The organism is Lacticaseibacillus thailandensis DSM 22698 = JCM 13996 (genome assembly GCF_001312865.1).
GTDB classification, from domain to species: domain Bacteria; phylum Bacillota; class Bacilli; order Lactobacillales; family Lactobacillaceae; genus Lacticaseibacillus; species Lacticaseibacillus thailandensis.
Map to the genome: position 1 here is coordinate 460,964 of NZ_BBER01000001.1, position 20,872 is coordinate 481,835.

The following is a 20,872-nucleotide window of genomic DNA, read 5'->3' on the forward strand; positions in this document are numbered from 1 at the left end:
ACCCCTGCCCCGCCTGTCGCGATACCTTTCTGCTATAATGAGAACAGATTATTAATGGATGGAGTGAGTTGTTGTGCACACGGGTTCTGGTACTAGCCACGCAAAAATTATCATGATTGGGGAGCACGCCGTCGTCTTTGGTGAACCGGCCATTGCCCTACCGATCCCGACGATTCGGCTCCGCGCCACTGTGACCCCGGCGGCGCATGGGCAAATGGTGACCTCCGCTTTCTACAATGGTAGTTTAGCGGCGGCTGCTGACACTAACTTTGTCGGGATTGCCACCCTGATGCGGCAACTTCTACACAATTTTGATGCCATCGATCAGCCGTTTGTGCTGGATATTGTTAGTGACCTACCACCGGAGCGCGGAATGGGCTCTAGTGCGGCCACGGCGATTGCCGTTGTTCGGGCCTTCTACGATGCGTTTGGGGCCGCCATTGACCGTGCCACCGTGTTGCGGTGGGCGGACGTGAGCGAGCACATCATTCACGGTAACCCCAGCGGCATCGACGCGGCCACGGCCAGCGCGGACCATCCGCAGTGGATCATTAAGGGCCAAGCACCCCGCCCCATCGCATCGTTACACCAAGGAGCCCTGGTCATTGCAGACTCCGGCATTCAGGGGCAGACGCGGGCAGCTGTCACCGCTGTCACGCGCTTGCGCGAACAGGATCCAGACATGGCTAATACGGCCATTCATGCATTGGGACAATTGACCCGGCAGGCGGCTTTGACGATCACCAACCAGGACGTCCCCACCTTGGGCAAGATCATGGCCGCCGCACAAGTGCATTTGCGGCGGCTAGGTGTCAGCACCCCCGTGTTGGACCGGCTGATCACCGTGGCCGATGCGGCTGGTAGCTACGGCACCAAGCTGACTGGCGGTGGTATGGGTGGATGTATTATCGCCCTGACGCCCGACATGGCGACCGGTCAGCACGTCGCCCAGCAGTTAGAGGCGGCTGGCGCCCCACAAACCTGGATTCATGACTTTGGTGCTAACGACGATCAGGGGGCAAAACATGCTTAAAGTAACAGCACGCGCCCACACGAACATTGCGTTGATCAAATATTGGGGCAAAGCTGATCAGCAACTGATTCTCCCCGCTAACAGCAGCGTTTCCCTGACCCTCGACCGTTTTTATGCGGACACGACGGTCGGGTTTACTGACCAGCCCGGGCCCGATCGGTTTGTTTTGGACGGTCGACTCCAAGATGCGGCAGCAACGCACCGGGTGCACGCTTTTCTTGACCTGGTCCGCCAGCAGGCCCATATCCACGGTGCGGCACGGGTAAGTTCAACCAATCACGTGCCGAACGCCGCAGGATTGGCCAGCTCTTCGTCCGCCTTTGCGGCACTGGCCCTAGCAGCTAGTCGCGCGGCCGGCCTCAGCCTGGACCCCACCGCGTTATCGCGGTTGGCCCGGCGCGGTTCCGGCTCGGCGACCCGCTCAATTTTTGGCGGTACCGTCATTTGGCATCGCGGGACGGACGACGCGTCTAGTTTTGCGGAACCCGTAACTACGGCGCCCAACCTGGACTTACGCATGGTGGCCATCCTGATCGACGCCCAGCAAAAGGACGTGTCGTCGCGTAACGGCATGGCCCGCACCGTAGCGACTTCGCCCTACTTCCCGGTCTTTACCGCCACGGCGGAGCGGGATAGCCAGGCCATGGTTGCCGCTCTAGCTGCTGGGGACCTGGAGCAAATCGGTGAACTGACGGAACGTAGCGCGTTGATGATGCACGGGGCAACACTTGCCGCCCAGCCACCATTTACGTATTTTGCCCCGGCACTTTGGCTGCCTGGGCCGTCGTGCGGGCAGTCCGTGCCGGTGGGTTGCCGGCATACGTCACGATGGACGCCGGCCCGAATGTGAAGGTATTGACCGACGCTACCCACGTGGATGCGGTCGTTGCCGGGTTACGCGCACAGCTGGATAATGAACTGGTCGTGTGCGCCCCCGGCCCCGCCGCGCGGATACTGACCACAACTGAAGAATGAGGTGCAATGATGCAATCAGTCCAATCTCACCGCAAAGACGAACACGTCTTTTTAGCCGAAAAATTTTTTCAGGCGCAGGCTCGTGCCGGGTTTCAGGACGTACGCTTCGTGCGGCCAGCGTTACCCGAGTTAGCGGTCGCCGACGTTGATTTGGTACAGACCATTGCCGGTCACACGTGGCAGTGGCCCGTGGTGATCAACGCGATGACCGGTGGTTCACCCACCACGGGTAAACTAAACGCGCAACTGGGCAAACTAGCCGTCCGCACAGGTTTAGCCGTCGCCAGCGGTAGCGAATCGATTTTAGCGGTCGAGCCTGAACAAGCCGCCACTTTCACCCCCCTGCGCGACGAAAATAGTCGTGGTGTGGTTATTGCTAACGTGGGTGCGGACAAGCCCGTGGCGGTGGCCCAAACGTCGGTCAGCACGCTGGGAGCCGACATGTTAGAAGTCCACCTGAACGCCGTCCAGGAACTAGTCATGCCGGAAGGTGGCCGGGATTTCCACTGGGCCGATAATATTGCGCACATGCGCGCGGCCGTCGACGTGCCGCTGATCGTGAAGGAAGTTGGTGCGGGGATGCGTAGCATGATTTTGCGCTGCTGGCCCGGCTGGGCGTCCAGTACGTCGATGTCGGCGGCCGTGGCGGCACCGACTTTGCCCAAATTGAAAATGTCCGTAGTCACCAACAGCAGGCCGGTGACTTCACCGACTTATTCGACTTTGGGCAAACCACGGTTGAATCCCTTCTGGAGGCTCAAAGTGATGACGCACAGAGCTTGCACTTATGGGCAACGGGTGGCGTGCGGTCCGCCTTGGACGTGGTCGTGGCCTTACGGTTAGGTGCTCAAGTGGTGGGCATTGCGGGATTGATTCTCCATTGGCTGACCCGGGGGGACCTGGATGAGACGACCACCCGCCTGCAACACCTCCTCAATGAAGTACGCGGCATCATGGCATTACTCGGTGCGCACAACGTGGACGAGCTACGCACGGTGCCTATTGTGATCAGCCCGACCCTGCGCAATTACCTGGAGCAGCGGGGGCTGCCAATGCCATAAGGTCATGGTTGAACAAAGAAAGTTAGCGGTGGACTCAATTTAGTACCGTACCCTGTACACGTCCAACCACCAAGCCTAGTGTCTGGAAAATGTCAATCAATTCATCCAATGAGACAACCAAAACGGCCACACTACGAGTTTTCGCTAGTGTGGCCGTTTTTGCATTACAATTTGCCTCAGTTTGCCCACCGCTTGACAACCAAAAGCGCCCTGAATCCAACTTGTAGATTCAGAGGTATTTTGGTGGTCAATCATGCCGCTATCAGGTTGCTGGCGGGCTAAACCCGTAACCCCTTGGGCAACAGGTTCTTGACGGTGCCGTTCACGAGGTGGCCGAGTGCAAACCCTTTACCCCGGTTAGTGACCAGGACAAAGTGGCGGCCGGATGGCTCTGCACGTCGCACGGTTTCGCCGTGGCGGTACCGCGGGTATTCATCATCAGTTAACGCTACTACCGTCTTGAAGGTAGCCGGTGGTAACGCGGTCGCTAGGCTGTGACTTGGTACGAACCGGCGCTTTTTAAACTCACCCAGTTGTAGGCCAGGGTGGATGACGCGCACACCCTTGAGGTTCGGCAGGTCAGCGGGTAAAGCGTACAGGTAATTGCCAAATACCGCCAGCGTGCCAGTAATGGCGCCGTCCGTCAGCGTAGCATCGGCAAACTCCTGCCACAACGTTTGTTGGTCGCGTGTCGGCAACTGGAGCCGGTTGCGGCCCGCAACATGCGCGGGTAACGTGCCCGGCCGTTGCAGACGAGCCACAAAGTGGCCTTCCCCACGGTGGCTTTGTGGCCATAGTCGCCCAGCGCCAGCAATTGCCGGGTTGCCATCGGCCCACTCTGGGTGCGCGGGTTGTAGCGGTCCCTGGTGATCCAACGGTACGACCTGCAAGTCTGTCTGTTGGAGTAACCAGGCAATGATCTGTTCGTCCTCCTCGGGCGCAAAGGTGCAGGTGGAGTACACCAGCGTTCCGCCTGGCGCCAACATTTTAACGGTTGCCGCTAAAATCTCCCGTTGCCGGGTGGCACACTCCGCATTGTACGTCGGCGTCCAGTACTGGACCGCATCATGATCCTTGCGAAACATACCCTCTCCGGAACACGGTGCGTCGACCAAAATCATGTCGAAGGTTTCCGGCCAGGCTTGGGCGAGCGTATCCGGATCGTTGTTCGTCACGATGGCGTTGGTCACGCCGAATCGCTCCAAGTTACTGCTCAATACGCGCGCTCGTCCGGCGTTGATCTCGTTGCTAACGAGCAGCCCCTGCCCGGCCATAGTGCTGGCTAGGTGGGTGGACTTACCGCCGGGTGCCGCGCACAAGTCTAATACGCGCAGGCCGGGCTGCGCGTTGGCCACCGCCCCGACGATTTGCGCACTGGGTTCTTGGCTGTACACGTACCCGCTCACGTGGTCGATCGCGTTGCCAGCAACTTTGCCGTAGTACCCCCACTGGGAATAACTGATTGGTGCTTGCAGATCCAGTGCCACGTTGGTGGGATCTGGTCGTAACGGGTTGAGGCGAAACCCCGTGGTGGCAGGCTCGTCAAAGGTAGCGAGAAACGCATCGGCCTCCGAACCAAGAAGTGCGCGGTATTTAGTTGCAAAGCCATCAGGTAATTGCACGTGTGTGCTCCTTTCGTTTCAGTCGCCAATATAGCAGTATCTGGTTAGCAATTGTGAAGATAGCCAGCATGACCAGCGCGCTGCCCACCAACCGGATGTAGTTGGTGATGTAGAAACGCCACCAGGCGATTCCGGTACCCACGGCCAGTGCCAAAATGGCACCGGGAAGGTAACTACCCACCATGTTAAAGAGATAATGGTAGCGCAATGGCCGGTCGACCGCAGCCACCTTGATGGCCGGTGTCAACCACACGTTGAGCGCTGCGACCAGAACCAGACCAAGTGTGATCAGCGCCAGGTAGGTCAGGTACACGCCCAAATGCCGATCACGGTTACTATTGACCTGCGTTTTGGCGGCGGACAGATGCCGGTACGAAGTGGCACCTAAAATACGCTTGAGCGGTGCGTTAACGCTATGCCAATTGTCGGTATCCACCAACACTTCGACGTTTTTGAGTTCAGGGTCGTAAGTCGTGCCCCGTGCTGAGGCATTGATAAAAACATGGTTGTTCAGGCGTGGACTAGCATCACTGCCAATTACCCCAATAACCGATAAGTACTGACCGTTCACCTGCAAATATTTTTGGTTACTCCCAACGTACAGGTTCTCGGCCGCAGTGCGTCCAACTACGGCCACGGGAATGGTCGAATTGTAGTCAGCGGTACTAAAGAATTGGCCTGAATCCAATGGTAATTTTTGTACCTGTCCCTTTTCATAAATGTACGAGGTGGTTTTATTTACACCAAACTGGACCTGGATATTATCGATTTTGGGGTTATGTGCCAACGCGTAAACCACGCTACTAATCTTCGCGCCACTCTTGGTGGGGTAAACACGGGCCGTGGCGGATAAGCCGCCGTGGTCCAAAATATCGGCGTACTCGGACTGGTCGCGCGCACTCCAAACCAAGCCGGCGGCAACTGCTAGCAGAATGAGCAATACGTTGACCACGGTGTGTCTAAGCAAGACGACGCCTCCTTGTCAGTTAGTTCTAAAATTACGAAATTAGATAGATCTTGTCGTTCACACCGTCGAATTGCCGGTGGTACCGATTCAACTTGAGCAAGCGCCGATCCGCAGTGCGGTGCGCCAGCGACCAAAATAGTTGACTATCTGTCAGTCCGGCCCGCTCACCGACACAGAAAATGTGTAGGTGGGGAAAATAGGTGCGGATTTGTCGCAATAACGCTGCGTCGTTGGGATCCTTATCGGGCATCCAGGACATGATGACGGCGTCAACCTGATCACCGTAGCGCCACAGGGCCGCACTGGCAGCAAGTGGTTCGACTTTGGTCCACGGTGCCCGGCCCGTTGCGTTTTCCCGGGTCCAACTGAGGGTATCAGTGCAGATGACCGGAACGTGCCGCTGCCGTAAGCCAAAGCTAATCAGCCCATTACCCGCCCCGACTTCCAGGTAACGGTAATGCGGAAATTCGTGCACCCAGGCGTCCATCAAATCGGCCGTAATGAAGGCCCAAACGCCATAGTGGTAAGCAATGTACCACCGAAAATGCGTCAACAAATGGCTGGTTGCGCGCAACTCCCGGGCATTTGACGTTGGGCGAAACATCCAGTCGGTCGGGGCTAACCCCAAACGCGGCAACCCCGTCGCGGGGAGCTGGTGCTGGATGATGGCGTCGCGGGTAGCGCAACACGCGCGCCACTGTGCTTGCAACGCGGTCACGTCAGGATAGCGGGCAACGAGGCGCTGTAATCGTGGCCAGTACTCCATGCCTACTGTTCGTCCGACTTCAACACGCCACCGACCGCATAACGATCCTTGGCCATTTCGTTCAAAATGATGTGCACGTGTTCAGCCGGTGCGCCGGTGTTTTTGACTACGGCGGCCGTGACGTCCTGGACTAACTGCTTCAACTGTTCCTGGCTACGACCAGCAACCAACTCAATGTGTACTAATGGCATGACCTAACCCCTTACGAACGCGTAGTAGCGTCGCGTACTTTCCTCATATTTGGGGCATCGTCATGGCGACAACACCCACATCAGCTACTATTATACTAAAGTGGTTTAGTATTGGCGACCTATGCGCACACGCTTTACCCTTTTCCAGATTTTAGGGACGTTGCGCTATAATGAAAGGCATCTAGTCTAATCTATCAGCAAAGTCGAGGTAAAGTTATGCTACAACCACGATCATCATGTACCAGTATTTTAATTGGTAAAGGTGCATCCGCCGACGGGTCGGTCATGATCGGCCGGAATGAGGATGCGAAGGCCTCTTGGCCCAAACACTTTGTGGTTCACCCAGCGCGCACTAGCACTGATAGCCCCACCTTCACTTCTAAGGAGACTGGGGTCACCATTCCGTTGCCAGCGACAGCCCAACAGTATACTGCCACGCCCGAATGGACTGACCAGTACGGTCTGTTTGAGGAGGACGGCATCAACGGGGCCGGGGTCGCCATGAGTGCCACGGAAAGTGCCTACGCTAACCCGCGGGTGTTGAGTTACGACCCCTTTGTTGAGCATGGAATCAACGAAGAAGCAATGGTCACCATCGTCCTGCCATACGTGGACTCAGCCGGGCTGGCGTGCAGCGGCTGGGTGCCTTGATCGAGCAGTATGGTACTGGTGAAGCTAATGGTATTTTATTTGCTGACAATCATGAAGCCTGGTACATGGAGATTGCGACCGGTCACCATTGGCTCGCACAGCGCATTCCTGATGACGCTTATGCCGTAGCATCCAACCAGCTGAGCATCCAGGTCGTGGATCCGGACAGCGACGACTTCATTCTGGATGCAAGCTTACTAGCCTTTGCAACCAGCAACCACTTGTGGACGGCGGGCACGCCGTTTAACTGGCGGCAAATTTTTGGTACGCGTTCAAGTCAGGACCGGATGTACAATAATCCGCGGGTCTGGGATGGCCACCGCTTGCTGACACCCAGCCAGGTAGGCTCCGATCCTGAAAGTTTTGACCAACCTTTCATTATGCGAGCGGACCGTCCGCTACGCGTGGAGGATGCGGCGGCTGTCTTGTCGGCTCACTTTCAGGACACCCCGTTTGACCCGGTCGCGCGCATTCCCGACCCCGTGAACGCACACCGCTATCGCCCCATCAGCTTGGCGAAGACCCAAGAAAGCCACGTCCTGCAGTTACGTCAGCACTTACCGGCGGCCGTGGCGAATATTCACTGGTTGGCGATGGGCGTTGCGGCTGAAAGTCAGTACGTGCTTCTACGCTGGTGCCGATACCACACCCGACTCCTACCAGCGCGGTGCCTTACCCGCCAGTTTGGATTCAGCGTATTGGCAGTACAAGTTGGCGGGAGTATTGGTTGACGCCCACTGGCAACGGTTCAGTTCGCGTATGGTCAAAACGCAAGAAACTGTGTGGGCCCAGCTACTTGCCCACCTGCACGCCAGTGATGTGGCTGCGGCCAAACTCACCGACAACACCGCGCTGACGGTCCTGGCGAACCGTAGCAATGCGGAACGCGCAGAACTGGCGGCACACGCTTGGCGGGACCTAACTATGGGGCTGTTGAGTGACAGCACGGATGACGCACCACTCAACTTCACGGTGGACCCACAATTGTAACGTCAGCACTGATGTAATAATCAAAGAAGCCTGAACGGCACACACCGTTCAGGCTTCTTTGGCATATTCAGCTTATTGCTTGTGGTCGCCATGATGGTGGCCAGGGGCAAAGGTTTCCACTGGCTTCGCGACTGGATGTGCCACAATCCAGTCCCGCACCTCTTCACCCAAAGTCCGGGCCATTTTGGTGGCCACCTTCATTTGGGCCGGCGTGATGCTGTTAACGTGCATACCGCTGACGATGAAGGCGTTACTTTGCAGTACAGGCCGAATGACGCTAGCCAGGGCGTGGGTCAGCACCCGTTCTTGGTGGACGTGGCCCGGCCGACTCGGCATGTTGATGTCTTGGGGGGCCTGCGTCTGGCTGACGGCGGTCACCACGCCGTAGTGCAACACATCGCCACCAACCAGTTGAATCAACAGGTCTTGACTTTGGCGTTCCACGACGGCGAACATCGTGTAGTCTTCCATGGTGACACTAAAGGTAATACTCTCTCCCAGTTTAGTCACGGTTCTGGGCCTCCTTTTTTTGCGGCTTGCTTAGCTGCAGCTAACCCCTGCCACCGGTCACCGGCGTCATTACGGATGTGCAGGTGGTCCAACAACTTCATCGTGTTGTGGTTGATCAAGTCATCAATAGTCTTGGGGCGGTTGTAAAAGGCCGGAATCGGGGGAATAATTTCCACGCCCATTCGACTCAACTTGAGCATGTTTTCCAGGTGAATCTGGTTAAACGGTGATTCACGCGGCACAACAATCAACTGACGCCGCTCCTTCAAGGTCACGTCAGCCGCCCGAGCAATCAGGTTGTCACCCAGCCCGGTCGCCACCGCGGCGATGGTCTTCATGCTGGCAGGCACAATGACCATGCCGTCATGCATAAAACTGCCGCTGGCAATAGTGGCGCCCATGTCGTTGGGATTGTACGTATAATCCGCCAACTGCTCGACGTCGGTCAACGTGTAGCCGGTACCCTCGACGGACAGGTTTTCCCGAGCCCACTTACTCATCACGAGGTGGGTTTCCACGTCGGGTTCGGCGTGCAAAGCTGCCAGTAATGATAACGCGTAGATGGTGCCTGATGCACCCGAAACCCCAATAACGATTTTCTTCATGTTGATGCGCTCCTTTGAATGAGTGCTACCGGTCGCAGTGGGACCAACTACACTCGTTATCTTAATCATACCAGCACCGTCATCCCAACGCACGCCGGTATTTTATGTAGACGCAGCGTGCCGGTCATGTGCAAAGAAGCTACTGCTCACCCGCTCGGGTTAGCAATAGCTTCTGCGCACTGCCGATTGTTTGGTGAATCCACAAAGGTGGGGCCACCAAACAACACGCCGCGCGACGTTCATTTGTTAACGGTTATTTGTTGCGTGGTCAAGTTATTCTTTGGTCCAGTCTTCCCAGTTGGCCACTTCCATGAATGGTGCCCGCTGGAACTGGTCCTTCATGTCGTGTGGGTAGGTACCGTCGAGGATCAACTTGGAGCTCATCCCCCGTGTCCGGATCGACTTCGGGTCGTATTCAGGACGTTCGGATGGGTCCAGCGGGTGGTTCCGTAAGCCCGTCAATACCTGGATATCCATGTCGGCCTGGAACCGGGTGTTGATGGTCCACATAACGTCGTTCCAATCAAAGATGTCGACATCTTCATCAACCAGGATGACCGTCTTGAGTTCCTTGAACGCGGAGAAAGCCAATAGGGCTGCCTGACGTTGAATCCCATCGTCGTTATCACTATCCTTGTGAATCTGCATGATGGTCATCAGCTTACCACCACCAGCTGGCGGGTTGTAAACGTTCGTGACCACGCCAGGAATAGCGTTGTCGACCAGGTTCAGGATGGATGCTTCCGTCGGGATCCCGGCCATAGAGACGTGTTCCTCGGATGGACCAATCGTGGTCTGCACGATTGGGTTGTCCTTCCGGTGCGTCACGGCCTTGATCTTCACTACGTGCACGGCCGGGTTAGCCTGACCGTTGTAGCCAGGGAATTCTGGCATGGCAAAGCCGGAGTTCGTGTTGATGTCTTCCTGCATGGACGTGTTAGGCATGATTTCCGCTTCCACGATCCATTCAGCACGGGCGATTCCCTGTTCGTGAACAGCTACCCCATCAACCAGTTCGACAGCCTGCTGACGCAGCGAACCGGCAATTGAGAGTTCGTCGTAACCAAGTGGTGTGGTCGGCGGCTCAAAGGTCGTGGCAATTGGGACGATTGGGTCCAAACCAATCGAAATAGTAATTGGCATTGGTTCGTTCTTGGCTTCGTATTCCTTCAGGAAGGCGCCGATGTGACGGCCACCCGGCATGATGTACATCCCAATGGTGTCCTTGTCTTCCAGCACCATCCGGTGAATGGTCACGTCGTGCTGGGTACCATCAGGCGAAGACCCACGGACAACCCCCATCGTGATGTATGGGCCGGCATCGTCGGGTGTGTTGGTCGGTGCGGCCAGCAGGGTCCGGATGTCAAAGTCATCGTCGGTAGCCAGGTGTACGACTTCTTGGGCGGGCGCATCGGCCTTACCCACGGTCACGGGCTGAATTGGTGTCTTGACAGCTTCGTTGAGCACGTGGCCCAAGTTGTGCCAGTCCTGGTGCATCAAGGCACCAACACGACGACGACTGGCCAGTACCCCGATGAGCACCCGTGAGTGCGGGAAGCCCTTGACGTTGTTGAACATCATGGCTGGACCTTCCTTAGTGGGCCGCTTCACGGTCCCACCGGCACCGATATAACGGTAAACGCCGGCTAGTTGCGCTTCAGGGTCGATTTCTTTGTTGGTCTCCAGGTACTGACCTGGCATGGCCTTCAGTTCTTCGAGGGCTGAACGCAAATCGTATTTCTTTGTGGTCATACTCTTTGCCTCCAAAATGGAATGTTTTGCTGTTTGCACTGGTTATTATCTGCCCGCATCATCAACCGAACAATTCATCTTGGCAACCCGCTTATTCCGGATTGGAATAATGGCCGTAGCTCGTTACTCAGCGTAATCCTGGCGGTGTTGTTCTGCGTAACGCCAAAACCGGTCGCTGGCCTGTGAGTGTGGTCCCACACGGCGCCGCACGAAGGCTAAATGACTGACAACTTTTTCATCTAAAGGAATTTTCACGACGTGCGGATAATCCTCCGTTCGCACGGTCTTGTTCATCATGATGGATACCCCCATCCCCTTGTTAACGAGTTGCAAGACCAAGTCGATGCGTTGTCCTTCATAGGTAATGGTCGGACTAAAGTCGGCGTCACGAACCAACCGCATGATCGGGCTAAAGAGGTTGGTTTCCTTGCCCAGCATCAAAAAAATTTTGCCCGCGCAACTGGCTCACGCTGATGTGCTTAGCCGTGGCGAGTTCACTAGTATCCGGTACCACGGCGACGAAGTGGTCCACCTCACCCGTAATCATGGCGTAGTCCGTCTGGTGGTCCACAAAGGTGCGCAAAAACACGATGTCACTCGTGCCGTCATCTAATGACGGTAAGAGGGCATAACTTTCCCCCTCCGTGAAGTGTAATTCGATATCAGGGTTGGCCCGCTGAAATTCAGTAATCATGCCCAGCGCACGGTAATCGGACACGGACGGAATGGCACGAATGTTGAGTGTTTGATTTGCCACGTCGCGGTCCACGTTGAGTTGACGCGTCATTTCATCGTAATTGTTCAAAATGTTCCGGGCGTACTGCAATACCGTCGTGCCCGCAGGGGTCAACGTGATGGTGCGGTGCGCCCGCACGAAGAGCTGCGTTTCTAATTCTTTTTCCATCGAGAGGATGTGTTTTGACACGGTGGCTTGGGTGGTAAACAACGCCGCGGCGGTTTCCGTATAGTTTAAGGTGTGGGCCAAATTAACAAAGGTCCGTAATTTACGAATGTCCATAGACACCCTCACTTTCAATCTAGTATTCCCCAGTGGTATGCGTCACTGGTATTCCATTTGCGAATAACTTTACCATAAAACTGAATTGTTTCCGAACTATGTCGCATTGTAGACTATTCAACGTTGCCACGGGCTGGGCCCGTGTCTACCGTATGAGCACTACTACTCATAAGGCGTGGTTGCGAGCCGAGTTCTGAATCGACGTACCTACAGGTCACGTGGGAGGTCTTCCCCGCGCCGCGTACTTCAACATTTAAAGGAGGCCTCGAATTATGCCAATTGGTGTAATTATCGATGCACTGTCGGTTTTAGTCGGCGGTATATTTGGTACCATTGCGGGCAAGTACATGTCCGAAAACTTTAAGAAGCAGATCAACATGATCTTTGGTGCGTGTTCCATGGGGATGGGGATTTATGCCATCGCCCCAATGAAGAACATGCCCGCGGTTATCTTTGCTTTGATTATCGGTACCGGGTTTGGGTTAGTAATTCACTTCGGTGACGGTGTGAACAAAGGTGCGGCGTTGATGCAGCGCGGTATTTCTAAGTTCATCCACGGTAGTGAAAACGGCGAGATGTCGCGGGAAGAATTTATGGCCAGTGTTGTGACCATCATCGTGCTCTTCTGTGCCAGTGGTACCGGGATCTATGGTGCCCTGACTGAAGGGATGACCGGTGATGCGTCCATCCTGATTTCCAAGGCTATCCTGGACTTCTTTACCGCCGCCATCTTTGCGACGAACTTGGGTGCCGTGGTGTCAGTGATTGCAATCCCGCAATTTATCGTCTTGTTCATTCTGTACTTGATTGCGGGCTACGTGTTCCCACTGACCACCCCAGCAATGATCGCCGACTTCAAGGCTGCTGGTGGTTTCCTGATGTTGGCCACCGGTTTCCGGATGGTGCAAGTCAAGATGTTCCCGACCGCCGATATGATTCCGGCAATGGTCTTCGCTATGCCCGTCAGTTGGGCGTGGACGAACTGGATTGCCCCACTACTGAAATAGTTTGACCAGTTTAATGTGTGCATAAAAGCCGTCAACGTGTAGTTGGCGGCTTTTTGGTTACAACGGCGTGCCTTGGTGCAGGAAAGCAGGCATCACGCCGCGTTTACCTACGCACTAGACGAAAGTAAACGGATCCGTACTAATCGTGTTGGCGTGCACGGTTACGTGCCACCGCGCCTGGTCGTTCCACTGCCGCAACAGGTCCGCCACGCGGGCAGCCATGATGTGTTCGATGTGGTGGCCCGCATCCAGGACGGCAAAGTCGCGCGCCAGAATGTCGTGTCCCGTATGGTAGGTTACGTCACCCGTGACCAGAATATCCGCCCCGGCGGCTTGCGTCCCCACCGCGGCTGCACTACCACTACCACCAAGGACCGCCACGGTTTGAATAGTCCGCTGTGGGTCCCGGGCAATTAAGCGCCCATGCTCGAATTCCAGCGCTCCTTTGGCTTGACGCACAAAGTCGGCCAGCTTCATTGGTGCGGGAAGTTGGCCGATACAACCCATACCGTCCAACTCCCCAGCTAGCCGTAGCGGCTGGACCTGCGTCAACCCGAGTGCAGTGGCCAGCCAGTCATTCATGCCGGGGTGGGCGTTGTCCAGACTCGTATGCGCTCCGTATACCGTGATACCATGGCGAATAATGTCGCCGTACATAGCAACCTGCGGATCCGTAAACACCAAGTTGTGTGGCGCGTGGAAGACGGCCGGGTGATGCGCCACAATCAGGTTACACCCCGCGGCCACCGCGGCGGCTACCGTTGCGGGACGCACATCCAACGTCACAAACACACCTTGCACGTCGACTTGTGGGTCCCCGATTTGCCAACCACTGGGATCATCGGGTAGCGCCAGGTTCAGCGGTGCAAACTGTTCAAACCGGTCAATAATCGTCTGCGCACTGGTCATGCGAGCACCTCCTGAATAATCTGCAGTTCCTTACGGGCAGCGGCTAGTTGCGTTTCCACCGGCTGTTGGGCGGCGGCCATACTGGCGATGATGCCCTTGAGCTTACGTTCACGCCGGGTCCACTTCGCAACAAATGCAGCGTTACGTTCGCGGCGCAAGAATGGTCCACACAAAATGTCGGCGGCATCGTACTGCACCGCTGGCTGTGATTGACCCGCCACGATAATTTCATACGTGTGGCCCTCGTCGGTCAAAATGGCCTCCTGTAAAATTGCGCACTGATGGTCGGCCAACCACTGGCGGACCAAATTTTCGTCACGGTGTGGGCTGAGAATCAGCGTTTCGGTACCGTCCAGGTGCGTCTGCCCCGCCGTGAGGATTTTGCAAATTAACTCGCCACCCATTCCGGCAATAATAATGGTATCCAGGCCGTCATTCAGGCTTAAGCCAGCGAGGCCATCAGCTTGACGCACGTCAATTTGTTGTGCCGTCAGGCCATGCGCCGCCACGTTTTTGCGTGCGATGCCGACTGGCCCAGCACCGATATCACTGGCGACCACAAAGTTGGCTTGGTGGGCCTGCACCAACGCGATGGGCAATAACGCGTGGTCAGTCCCGATATCCGCCACCCGCGCATCGGAATCCACAAACGCGGCGATGGCCGCAAGACGTTTACTAAGGTGTACTGTCTGATTAGTCAAAAAAAATCTCCTCCGGAAGTGTCACTAGATAAGCCTAGTATACACTACACGGAGGAGACCGTTGGTACAGTTACCAGTTAGCCTTCAGTGTCTGGGTGCCGCGCAAACCATTCGTCACGTAGGACCCCGTAACGGATCGAATCCCAATAACGTCCCTGCCAGTAGCGGACTTGGCGAACGCGCGCCTCCATCTGTAGGCCCAACTTTTCTGCCAGCCCCATCATGCGTTCGTTACCTGACCAGGTCGTTAAACCAATGTGGGGTAGGTTAATCACCTTGAACATATGGGTGATCCATAACCGTAACGCGGCAGTACCAATGCCTTGGTGCCATAACCGCTCGTCGTAGATGGTGATGCCAACGTCCAGCCAGCGTAGTAATGCACCATCGTCAAAGTACGCCGACACCATGCCGATCATCTTGTCGTCAAGCCAGATCACCTGACGCGTGGGGTTGTCCTGAAATTCGTTGATACCAATGTCTTCCAAAAATTCGCGCCGCGTAGGGGTCTCTTCATGAAAGTAGGGTCCATTCCACTTGGTCCATTCGGCGTGGGGATCGCTAAAGGCCACCTGCCAAAAGGCCCCTAGCTGGTCGTGTGTTAATGGTCGTAACGTTATTTCCATGGTGGTACCCCTCTCACTTATTGCTCTTATTATACAGTATACACGAGGTTGCGGGTTGTTGCAGGTGTCACGGTTGCTCCCGCGCAAACCCGGTCCAATTTAGGGTAGCAAAAAAAGCCGGTCCGTTGACCGACTTTGATGACTGCCTCATACTCATTATTCCAGGAAGTCCTTCAACTGCTTGGAACGGCTTGGGTGACGCAATTTCCGCAACGCCTTAGCCTCAATCTGACGGATACGTTCACGCGTCACGCCAAAGACCTTGCCGACTTCTTCAAGCGTTCGGGTCCGACCATCATCCAGCCCAAAGCGCAGGCGCAGGACGTTTTCTTCACGCTCCGTCAGGGTGTCCAGCACGTTTTCAAGCTGTTCCTTCAACATCTGGTAGCTAGCGTGGTCTTCAGGACTCGTGGCGTCCTGGTCCTCAATGAAATCACCAAGGTGCGAGTCGTCCTCTTCCCCAATTGGCGTCTCCAACGAAACTGGTTCTTGAGCGATTTTGAGGATCTCCCGTACCTTTTCCGTGGGGATATCCATTTCGGCCCCAATTTCTTCGGGGATTGGTTCACGCCCCAGGTCCTGCAGCAATTGCCGCTGAATCCGAATCAGCTTGTTAATGGTTTCAACCATGTGCACTGGAATCCGAATCGTCCGGGCTTGGTCCGCAATGGCACGCGTAATCGCCTGACGAATCCACCAAGTAGCGTAGGTCGAGAACTTGAATCCTTTGCGGTAATCAAACTTCTCGACGGCCTTCATCAAGCCCATGTTACCTTCCTGGATCAAGTCCAGAAATTGCATCCCACGGCCAACGTAACGCTTGGCAATGGAAACCACCAACCGTAAGTTGGCTTCGGCTAACCGCTGCTTGGCAACCTGGTCACCCTGTTCGATCTTGAGGGCGAGGTCAACTTCTTCCTGGGCGGTCAACAGGTTGACCCGGCCAATTTCCTTCAGGTACATCCGTACGGGGTCGTTGATCTTCACCCCACTTGGTGCGGACATGTCCTTCAGTTCCTTTTTGGTCACAACGTTCTTTTTACTCTTCAGGGCCCGAGCAGCCGGTTCACCCTTATCATCAACGATACTAATTCCAGAGTCTTCGAACTTTTGCATCAGTTCGTCCACGGCATCACTTTGCAGTGCGAACGGCTTCACGATCTTTTCGGCCAGTTCAGCGTCGGTTACCTGCTTGGATTTTTTTTGCTTCCTTGATCAAAGCTTTAACCGCTGCATTGTACTTAGTATTCGTGGTCTTTTTAGTAGTTGCCATGTACATTCCTCCGTTTGTAATCGTGATTATGCCTTTAATTGGCGCATTAACTCAAAATATTGGTTGGCTAAACGGGTCTGCCCCGCCTGATCACCCAGCGTTGGGCCTGCTGCAATTGTTCTTTGACGTGGCTGAGCTGCGTGCGCAGGTCATTGCCCCCGAGTACTTTGATCAATCCTTCCGTCGTGTCGGTGTTGACTGGCGGCCAGGACGTGGCCAAAATTGCAGCCACTGTTTCCCCCTCCTCATCAGTGAGGCGGGTGGTAAAGTTGCTCAAATCATCGTTATTGGTGGCCCGATAGTCTTGCCACTGGTCGGCAATTCCCTGATAAAGCCCGTGCGGAAACTCTACCGCATCAGCACCCACCAGGTCGGCCGTTTCCGCATCAGTGAGCATGTAGTATAACAACGCCCGCTCGGCTTTTTCAAACCGGGACATGCGGGTCGTTGCCACCGACGCACTGGGACCGTAATCCGCTGGCGCTGCCGGCGGCTCAGCGACCCAACCACTAGGTGCGGCCGGGGGAATATCGTTATCATCCCACGCCGCAAAGGGGTCATCCTGTCCCGACGCTGCCGGTGCCGGACCGGCTTGCGTGCTGGCCAATTGCTGGGCCAAGGCATCACGTGGTACCCCGGACCGTTCAGCTAACTGGTCCAGATACAGTGACCGTGGCACCGCCTCGGTTTCACGAGCAATCTCTGTCAGCGCCGCGTCAACGTACGCGATTTTATCGTGGTCGTTGGTCATGTCCACGCCATTGGCCAGGAACATGATGCGAAAGGCGATTGGTGTGAGCACGTGCTGTAATTGTTGCTTAAACGCATCAGCACCGCGGTTTTGGATGAATTCGTCAGGATCCATCCCGTCTGGTAACAGGCACACCGAGTATTGTAGGTGCTGGGTGTTTTGCAACATGCCAAGCGCCCGGTCAGCCGCCTTCTGCCCCGGCAGGTCACCGTCATAGGTGACCACAATTTCCTTCGCCACGCGGTTAATGATGGTAATTTGCTCACGCGTGAGGCTAGTCCCCATGGACGCAATGCCGGTGGGAACACCTGCCTCGTAGGCCGTAATGACATCCATAAACCCTTCAAACAAGTAAAAACGTTTGTCCGGATTAACGGCTGCCTTGGCCTGATCAAGGTTAAAAAGGGTGTCGCGTTTGTTAAATAGTTCGGTTTCCGGACTGTTCAAATACTTGGCGACGCCGTCCTGGTGGCCAATGACGCGTCCGGAAAAGCCAATGGTCTCGCCCCGCTCATTACGGAGCGGGAACATGACCCGGTTGGTAAAGCGCGACGCTAGTTGCCCACCGTCACGATCCACGAACAGGCCGGAAGCCCGCTGTTCCTCGTAGGAAACGCCCTCCTTGGTCAGGTACTTCCGTAACATTTGGTCGTCACCGGGAGCAAAGCCAATGCCGAAGTGCTCGATGGTTTTGTCTGTCATCTTACGGCCGTGCAGGTAGGTCAATGCAGCCTCACCTTGCGCGGTGTTGACCAGCAGGTGGTTAAACAGCTTTTGGACCTGCGCCAGAATCGCCTTTTGCCGCGTCACCGTGGCTGACTCACGGGGACGGTTGTCGGTGGTGTTGATGTTCACGTCGACATGCCCAAACGCCGCTACTTTGGCGACGGCCTCCGGAAAACTAACACCGTCCAGATCCATCACGAACTTAAAAACGCTGCCACCCCGGCCACAGGAAAAGCAGTGAAAAATCTGCTTGTCTTCGTTTACCGAGAACGAGGGCGTGTTCTCATCGTGAAAGGGACACAAGCCAAACATGTTCTGTCCCTGCTTCTTCAGTTGTACAAACTGACCAACATAATCGACGATGTTGACCGCATTTTGCACTTCATCAATCGTTGCTTCGGGAATCATTCTGGCCAACATCATCACCCCCATTTCCACTGGTCGATCCATTCATGGGTATAAAAATAGCAAATTATATTGTAGCGCGAATGTTTTGAAAACGCAAGCGGTAGCAACGATAAGTGATAACGCATGATAGTTTTAAACTTTTTATGACCGTTAATGACCGTATAACGTACTTCAACCACAAAGTCCTCGTGGCCCTTGCGGTTGAAGTTACCTTTATTCTGTGCAATTATCCTTCAAGTTACTAGGAATCGTGGTGGCAGTTAGTTCCGTTGCGTTTGCACCTGGGTTAAGTCGCCAAACACGTTAATGTAGCTCGCCAACTGGTTCAGTTCACGTAACCGGTTGGTGCGCACCTGCTCGTCCTTGGCCATGACCATCGTGGCGTCAAAGTAGGCGTTGATCACTGGTGCGAGGTTGGTGAGGCGGGCAAAGTTGTTCGCCGTGGTCCGTCCGTCAAAGTCAGCCAGTTGCGAGACTGCCGCGTGCAACTCGCGCTCACTATCATTTTCAAACAGGTCGGGATTAACCGTCCCACTCATTGTGTTCTTGTTCGTAATACGGATAACCCGCGTCAGGGCTTCCATGTGCTCCTTAAAGTCCGCTTGTTGTGCGGCAGTCGTGAGCACCTGAGCCGCAGAAATTTCGGCACTGACATCAGGGTCAGCGGTAGCAGTCACGGCATCGATGATGTCGTAGCTGACCTGTTCACCCTGGAGTAACTGCTTGATACGATCCTGGAAGAAGTCATTCACCGCGTCGATGTTATGGCTGTAGTCACGACCAGCTAACTGGTCTGCTGCTTGCAGTTGCGCGACTAATTCGTTTTGTAACTGCCGTAGTGGCAACGCCTGCTTGTGGGTGGCCAACATCCGCACAATTCCGTATGCCTGGCGCCGCAATGCGTACGGGTCATTACTGCCGCTAGGAATCATGTCGACGGCAAAGAAGCTCATCAATGTATCGAGCTTATCCGCCATCGCCAGCAACATTCCGACCCGACTGGTGGGGAGTGGTCCTTCAGCTGAGGTCGGCATGTACTGTTCGCCTAGCGCCGTCACCACGTTGGCGTTTTCGCCCGCCAACTGTGCGTAGTGGGCCGCCATGGTGCCCTGCAGTTCGGCAAACTCGCCGACCATACCAGTCACCAGATCGAACTTGTAAATGCCGGCTGCCCGCTGCAGATCCGTCGCGTCCTGCGCGTTCAGACCAAAGTGCTGCGCCAGTACGCCGGCAATTGTCTGGACCCGCGCCATCTTGTCGGCCAGTGATCCCAACTTGTCGTGGAAACTGACGTTGCTCAACCGACCCACGTAATCCGCAATTGTGTGCTGCTGGTCTTCCTGGTAGAAGAATGCGGCATCCTCGAGGCGCGCCGTGAGGACCTTTTCGTTCCCAGCAATCACGTTTTCTATGTGCTCGGCGTTACCATTGCGGACTCCGATAAAGGCGTTGACCATCTTGCCGCCACGGTCGCGAGCGTAAAAGTAACGCTGATTGTCCTTCATGGACGTAATCAGCACGATTTCCGGAATGGCCAAGTACTTGGCGTCGAAACTACCCGCAAAGGCGGTCGGGTACTCGACCAGGTTGTTAACTTCTTCAAGGAGGTCTGCATCTGGGTCGACCTGCCAGTCATGTTGGGCGGCAATGGCTTTGATTTGGTCGGTAATCATCGCTTTTCGTTCTGCTGGAGTCACGATGACTTGTTGCGCCCGCAAGGCCTCGACGTAATCCGCCGCGTGCTGCAGTTCAACAGCGTGGCCCAGGAACCGGTGTCCCTGCGTCGTGCGGCCAGCCTGCACGTCCAAAATTTGCATGGGTACTACTTGATCGTCCAGCAGGCTCACCAGCCAGTGAATCGGGCGAATAAATTCAAAGTCGTACCGGGCCCACTTCATCCGGGTCGGGAATGTCAGCCCCTTAATGACATCCACCAGGCCGGGCAAAATGTCCGCTGCCTGCTTGCCCGCAATTTCTTTGTGCAGGAAGACGTATTCCGTACCCTTGACCTCTTTGAACTCAATGTCATCGACCGTCATTCCTTGACCGCGAGTAAAACCAATGGCGGCTTTGGTCCAGTTGCCGTCGGCGTCCTGGGCAATCTTCTTCGCTGGGCCACGTAAATCCTCAGCCCGGTCAGCCTGTTGGGCCGCCAGCCCGTTGATCAGTAAGGCCAACCGCCGCGGCGTCGCGTACTGCTGAATATCATCGAACGCTAACTGCTGGTCGTGTAGAAACGCTGCGGTCTTGTCGGCGAATTGTTGCAAACTGGGCGTCACCACGTGCGCCGGCATGTCTTCCAGACCAATTTCCAGTAAATATTGCATGAG

At 55.5% G+C, this 20,872-nt stretch carries 16 protein-coding genes and 4 pseudogenes; 5 read left to right on the forward strand and 15 right to left on the reverse strand.

Annotation, left to right across the window (positions count from 1 at the left end):
- Nucleotides 1-73: 73 nt before the first annotated feature.
- From mvk to fni, 3 genes and pseudogenes are all read left to right on the forward strand, one after another.
- Nucleotides 74-1,033 (forward strand): mevalonate kinase, encoded by a 960-nt coding sequence (gene mvk, locus JCM13996_RS02260; protein WP_162205162.1) that lies wholly within the window; start codon nt 74-76, stop codon nt 1,031-1,033.
- Nucleotides 1,026-2,008: pseudogene (mvaD, locus tag JCM13996_RS02265) on the forward strand (diphosphomevalonate decarboxylase). Before mvk ends, mvaD begins: the two are co-directional and overlap by 8 nt.
- Before the next feature lie 6 nt (nt 2,009-2,014).
- Nucleotides 2,015-3,069, forward strand: a pseudogene (gene fni, locus JCM13996_RS02270) (type 2 isopentenyl-diphosphate Delta-isomerase).
- A gap of 278 nt (nt 3,070-3,347) precedes the next feature.
- Here fni and JCM13996_RS02275 read toward each other — a convergent pair.
- The 4 genes from JCM13996_RS02275 to thmT are packed head-to-tail and all read right to left on the reverse strand — an operon-like array spanning nt 3,348 to nt 6,615.
- Entirely contained in the window at nt 3,348-4,691 is a 1,344-nt protein-coding gene (locus JCM13996_RS02275; RefSeq protein ID WP_054749434.1) for an RsmB/NOP family class I SAM-dependent RNA methyltransferase, read from the reverse strand.
- Entirely contained in the window at nt 4,678-5,658 is a 981-nt protein-coding gene (locus JCM13996_RS02280; protein ID WP_054749435.1) for an ABC transporter permease, read from the reverse strand. The genes JCM13996_RS02275 and JCM13996_RS02280 overlap by 14 nt, the downstream gene beginning before the upstream one ends.
- A 31-nt stretch (nt 5,659-5,689) precedes the next feature.
- Nucleotides 5,690-6,424, reverse strand: coding sequence for a class I SAM-dependent methyltransferase (locus JCM13996_RS02285; protein WP_054749436.1), 735 nt, complete (start codon nt 6,422-6,424; stop codon nt 5,690-5,692).
- 2 nt (nt 6,425-6,426) lie between these two features.
- Complete coding sequence (thmT, locus tag JCM13996_RS02290; RefSeq protein ID WP_054749437.1) at nt 6,427-6,615, reverse strand: 2-hydroxymuconate tautomerase; 189 nt, start codon at nt 6,613-6,615, stop codon at nt 6,427-6,429.
- A gap of 216 nt (nt 6,616-6,831) precedes the next feature.
- Between thmT and JCM13996_RS02295 the strand changes: the two are divergent.
- Nucleotides 6,832-8,256, forward strand: a pseudogene (locus tag JCM13996_RS02295) (C69 family dipeptidase).
- Nucleotides 8,257-8,328: 72 nt separating this feature from the next.
- Here JCM13996_RS02295 and lpdD read toward each other — a convergent pair.
- The 5 genes from lpdD to JCM13996_RS02320 all read right to left on the reverse strand — a co-directional run bounded on the left by lpdD (nt 8,329) and on the right by JCM13996_RS02320 (nt 12,141).
- Nucleotides 8,329-8,766, reverse strand: a complete 438-nt coding sequence (gene lpdD, locus JCM13996_RS02300; RefSeq protein ID WP_054749438.1) for a prenylated flavin chaperone LpdD — start codon at nt 8,764-8,766, stop codon at nt 8,329-8,331.
- Nucleotides 8,763-9,440 (reverse strand): UbiX family flavin prenyltransferase, encoded by a 678-nt coding sequence (locus JCM13996_RS02305; RefSeq protein ID WP_500778406.1) that lies wholly within the window; start codon nt 9,438-9,440, stop codon nt 8,763-8,765. Before JCM13996_RS02305 ends, lpdD begins: the two co-directional genes overlap by 4 nt.
- A gap of 204 nt (nt 9,441-9,644) precedes the next feature.
- The gene (locus JCM13996_RS02310; RefSeq protein WP_054749439.1) at nt 9,645-11,123 is read right to left on the reverse strand and encodes a UbiD family decarboxylase; all 1,479 of its coding nucleotides are present in this window, start codon (nt 11,121-11,123) and stop codon (nt 9,645-9,647) included.
- 123 nt (nt 11,124-11,246) lie between these two features.
- Nucleotides 11,247-11,561, reverse strand: coding sequence for a LysR family transcriptional regulator substrate-binding protein (locus JCM13996_RS12230; RefSeq protein ID WP_054749440.1), 315 nt, complete (start codon nt 11,559-11,561; stop codon nt 11,247-11,249).
- Nucleotides 11,533-12,141, reverse strand: a complete 609-nt coding sequence (locus JCM13996_RS02320; protein ID WP_054749441.1) for a LysR family transcriptional regulator — start codon at nt 12,139-12,141, stop codon at nt 11,533-11,535. Before JCM13996_RS02320 ends, JCM13996_RS12230 begins: the two co-directional genes overlap by 29 nt.
- A gap of 272 nt (nt 12,142-12,413) precedes the next feature.
- On the opposite strand from JCM13996_RS02320, the gene JCM13996_RS02325 reads away from it, so the two are divergent.
- The gene (locus JCM13996_RS02325; RefSeq protein ID WP_054749442.1) at nt 12,414-13,148 is read left to right on the forward strand and encodes a DUF554 domain-containing protein; all 735 of its coding nucleotides are present in this window, start codon (nt 12,414-12,416) and stop codon (nt 13,146-13,148) included.
- 114 nt (nt 13,149-13,262) lie between these two features.
- Here JCM13996_RS02325 and JCM13996_RS02330 read toward each other — a convergent pair whose 3' ends face one another.
- The 6 genes and pseudogenes from JCM13996_RS02330 to glyS form a co-directional block, all read right to left on the reverse strand.
- Nucleotides 13,263-14,057, reverse strand: a complete 795-nt coding sequence (locus JCM13996_RS02330) for a Nif3-like dinuclear metal center hexameric protein (protein WP_054749443.1) — start codon at nt 14,055-14,057, stop codon at nt 13,263-13,265.
- A complete protein-coding gene (locus tag JCM13996_RS02335) occupies nt 14,054-14,758 on the reverse strand; it encodes a tRNA (adenine(22)-N(1))-methyltransferase (RefSeq protein WP_054749444.1) in 705 nt (234 codons plus the stop codon). The genes JCM13996_RS02330 and JCM13996_RS02335 overlap by 4 nt, the downstream gene beginning before the upstream one ends.
- Before the next feature lie 77 nt (nt 14,759-14,835).
- On the reverse strand, nt 14,836-15,384 hold the full coding sequence (locus tag JCM13996_RS02340; protein ID WP_054749445.1) for a GNAT family N-acetyltransferase: 549 nt from the start codon (nt 15,382-15,384) through the stop codon (nt 14,836-14,838).
- Between the two features lie 156 nt (nt 15,385-15,540).
- Nucleotides 15,541-16,657, reverse strand: a pseudogene (rpoD, locus tag JCM13996_RS02345) (RNA polymerase sigma factor RpoD).
- Between the two features lie 67 nt (nt 16,658-16,724).
- The gene (gene dnaG, locus JCM13996_RS02350; protein WP_225353416.1) at nt 16,725-18,557 is read right to left on the reverse strand and encodes a DNA primase; all 1,833 of its coding nucleotides are present in this window, start codon (nt 18,555-18,557) and stop codon (nt 16,725-16,727) included.
- 245 nt (nt 18,558-18,802) lie between these two features.
- Nucleotides 18,803-20,869, reverse strand: coding sequence for a glycine--tRNA ligase subunit beta (glyS, locus tag JCM13996_RS02355; protein WP_054749447.1), 2,067 nt, complete (start codon nt 20,867-20,869; stop codon nt 18,803-18,805).
- Nucleotides 20,870-20,872 lie beyond the last annotated feature (3 nt).

Coding starts and splice junctions, on each gene's coding strand:
- JCM13996_RS02285 (WP_054749436.1), bottom strand. CDS start 6,424: ATGGAGTACTGGCCACGATTACAGCGCCTCGTTGCCCGCTATCCTGAC.
- thmT (WP_054749437.1), bottom strand. CDS start 6,615: ATGCCATTAGTACACATTGAGTTGGTTGCTGGTCGTAGCCAGGAACAG.
- JCM13996_RS02305 (WP_500778406.1), bottom strand. CDS start 9,440: ATGATTAAGATAACGAGTGTAGTTGGTCCCACTGCGACCGGTAGCACT.
- JCM13996_RS02310 (WP_054749439.1), bottom strand. CDS start 11,123: ATGACCACAAAGAAATACGATTTGCGTTCAGCCCTCGAAGAACTGAAG.
- JCM13996_RS12230 (WP_054749440.1), bottom strand. CDS start 11,561: ATGCTGGGCAAGGAAACCAACCTCTTTAGCCCGATCATGCGGTTGGTT.
- JCM13996_RS02320 (WP_054749441.1), bottom strand. CDS start 12,141: ATGGACATTCGTAAATTACGGACCTTTGTTAATTTGGCCCACACCTTA.
- JCM13996_RS02325 (WP_054749442.1), top strand. CDS start 12,414: ATGCCAATTGGTGTAATTATCGATGCACTGTCGGTTTTAGTCGGCGGT.
- JCM13996_RS02330 (WP_054749443.1), bottom strand. CDS start 14,057: ATGACCAGTGCGCAGACGATTATTGACCGGTTTGAACAGTTTGCACCG.
- JCM13996_RS02340 (WP_054749445.1), bottom strand. CDS start 15,384: ATGGAAATAACGTTACGACCATTAACACACGACCAGCTAGGGGCCTTT.
- dnaG (WP_225353416.1), bottom strand. CDS start 18,557: ATGATGTTGGCCAGAATGATTCCCGAAGCAACGATTGATGAAGTGCAA.
- glyS (WP_054749447.1), bottom strand. CDS start 20,869: ATGCAATATTTACTGGAAATTGGTCTGGAAGACATGCCGGCGCACGTG.